The organism is Streptomyces sp. SID5910 (assembly GCF_009862125.1).
GTDB lineage: Bacteria > Actinomycetota > Actinomycetes > Streptomycetales > Streptomycetaceae > Streptomyces.
In genome coordinates this window covers 1-2437 of the sequence record NZ_WWHX01000155.1, presented here as the reverse complement: position 1 = coordinate 2437, position 2437 = coordinate 1, and the positions used below count along the sequence as shown (strand labels likewise).

The window sequence follows — 2437 nt, the reverse complement described above, 5'->3', positions numbered from 1 at the left end:
CAGGTGGAGGCGGCGGTCGCGGCGCGGGCGGCCGCGGCCGAACCGGCCCCCGTGCGGCACGCCGCGGCTCCGGACTGTCTGGCGGGGCTGGCGTCGATGGAGCGCCAGGTGGCGTCGCTCGTCATGGAGGGCGCCACCAACCGGGAGATCGCCGCGAGGCTGTTCGTCAGCGTGAAGACGGTCGAGGCGACCCTCACCCGGGTCTACCGCAAACTCGGCATACGGTCCCGGGTCGACATCGTCAGACTGGCAGCGGGCCGCAAGAGCTAGGCCGCGTCCGCGAGCATCGGCGCCGGTGGCGTGGGACCGCCGGGCAGGTCCCTGGCCACGGGGCCGCCCAGGGCGAGCTGCCGACACCCACACGGCCCGGCGGAGCCGGTTCACACGTGGGCGCGCCGCCGGCAGGGTCACGCGCGGGGCGCGTTCGCCTGGACGAAGGCCAGGGTCAGGGTGGTCACCCGGTCGGGGTACTGGTCGTGGGGGTAATGGCCGGCGCCGTCGATCATCGCGAGGTGGCCGAGGCCCGGCGGCAGGGCGGCGACGATCGCCGCGCCCTCGGCGTGTGGGTCGGACCAGTCGGGGTCGTGGGTGCCCATGACGACCAGGACCGGGCAGCGGACGTCCGCGAGCCGTGCGCCGGCGTCGGTGGGGGCGCTGCGGCCCATGGCCTGCATGGCCTTCATCCGGCCCGGTTCGCGCAACAGGGCCTCGATGCGGCCGAGCCGCTCGGTCCAGTCGGCCGGCCTGACGCCGGGGTAGGCCACGTCGAGGTACGACCGCCAGAGCGGCAGGCTGCCGAGCACCCCCGCGCCGAGCAGCCGCAGCATGCCCCGCCGGAAGCGCTTCACGCGCAGGTCGCCGAGGCGGACCGACTGCTTGCGGGTGAACGGCGCCAGTTCGACGACGGCGGTGACCAGCGAGGGTTCCCGCGCGGCGGCGATGGTGGCGGCGCCGCCGGAGACCGAGTGGCCGACGAGGACCGCCGGTCCGCCCAGGTGCCGGATCACGGCGAGGAGGTCCCCGGCGATGTCGGTACGGCTCCAGGCCGGCCAGTCGACGCTGGACTCGCCGCAGCCGCGCAGATCGACGGCGGCGACGCGATGGCCCGCGGCCACCAGGGCGGGGATCACGGCGCGGTACGCGTGGCGGCTGTCGCCCATGCCGTGGGCGAGCACGATCAGCGGGCCGGACCCCGTCACCTCGTAGGCGATCGTGCCGCCGTCCACGGACAGGTACTCGGTCATGTCATCCCCCGGCTCCGACTGGCTAACGTTGTTAGCTAGAAGCTAATGCCGTTAGCCACGGCTGTCAAGGGAACCGGGACGGCCGACGGCACGTCCGAGGAGCGGCAGGGCCCGGGCGTCCGGCAAGAGGTTTGACGGGGGCCGACCGAGGGTTAACCCTGCCCAACTCCCCTAGGGGCTTCCCTCATTGGGGGGCCGGTGCCGCCGGTTCTAGCGTGAGGGCGTGCCGCTCGCCCGGGCACACGGAGGCCGGTCCCGAGACCTCCGTGCTCACCCCCCACCCCGCGCGACCCCCCACCGGCAGTTCCTGAGGAGACTCATGTTCGGGCTCACTCGCGCCAGATCGGTCACCGCCGTCCTGGCCACCACCGCCGCCGCCGCGACCGCGCTGCTGGCCGCCCCCTCCGCCTCCGCCGCCCCCCAGCCGATCGTCGGCGGCACCACCACGACGACCAGCGCGTACCCGTTCGTCATGCAGATCACGGACGCCTCGCAGAACCAGTTCTGCGGCGGCACCCTCGTCTCCCCCACCAAGGTGGTCACGGCCGCCCACTGCATGGTCGGCGAGACCACCCGCAGCGTGCGCGTCGTCGGCGGGCGCACCTACCTCAACGGCACCAACGGCACGGTCGCCCAGGTCAGCAGGATCTGGGTGAACCCGGGCTACACCGACGCCACCAACGGCGACGACGTGGCCGTGCTGACGCTGTCGAAGTCGATGCCGTACACGCCGGCGAAGTACGTCTCCTCCTCGGACACCTCCGTCTACGCGGCCGGCACCACCGCCCGCGTCCTCGGCTGGGGCACGACCCGGGAGAGCGGCAGCTCCTCCAACCAGCTGCGGACCGCGACCGTACCGGTCGTGTCCGACTCCAGCTGCCGCACCTCCTACGGCTCCGACTACGTCGCGAGCGACATGGTGTGCGCCGGATACACCTCCGGCGGTGTGGACACCTGCCAGGGCGACAGCGGCGGGCCCCTTCTCATAGGGGGCGTCCTGGCAGGGATCACTTCCTGGGGCGAGGGCTGCGCCCGAGCCGGTTACCCGGGGGTCTACTCCCGGCTGACCACCTTCTCGGACCTGGTGACCGCGCAGGTCACCTCGTAGCCCCGCCCCAGCAGGACTCCTGAGCATCCCTCAGGTGCAAGACCGGGGGGCGTTGCGGGCCTCCACGAGCGGCCCGCAACGCCCC

General features: G+C 73.5%; 3 protein-coding genes. 2 read left to right on the top strand and 1 reads right to left on the bottom strand.

Annotation, left to right across the window (positions count from 1 at the left end):
- Window positions 1-270, top strand: a 270-nt coding sequence (locus tag GTW67_RS05685; RefSeq protein WP_161163697.1) for a helix-turn-helix domain-containing protein, incomplete at its 5' end; no start/stop codon positions are given.
- 137 nt (window positions 271-407) lie between these two features.
- Here the strand turns inward: GTW67_RS05685 and GTW67_RS05680 are convergent.
- Entirely contained in the window at window positions 408-1244 is an 837-nt protein-coding gene (locus GTW67_RS05680) for an alpha/beta fold hydrolase (protein WP_161163696.1), read from the bottom strand.
- Between the two features lie 319 nt (window positions 1245-1563).
- On the opposite strand from GTW67_RS05680, the gene GTW67_RS05675 reads away from it, so the two are divergent.
- Window positions 1564-2352 carry a S1 family peptidase gene (locus GTW67_RS05675; protein WP_161163695.1) on the top strand — a complete coding sequence of 263 codons (789 nt, stop codon included), beginning with the start codon at window positions 1564-1566 and terminating at the stop codon, window positions 2350-2352.
- The last annotated feature ends 85 nt before the right edge of the window (window positions 2353-2437 follow it).

Excerpts from the sequence above, each read along its gene's own strand:
- GTW67_RS05680 (WP_161163696.1), bottom strand. The coding sequence starts at position 1,244 with ATGACCGAGTACCTGTCCGTGGACGGCGGCACGATCGCCTACGAGGTG.
- GTW67_RS05675 (WP_161163695.1), top strand. The coding sequence starts at position 1,564 with ATGTTCGGGCTCACTCGCGCCAGATCGGTCACCGCCGTCCTGGCCACC.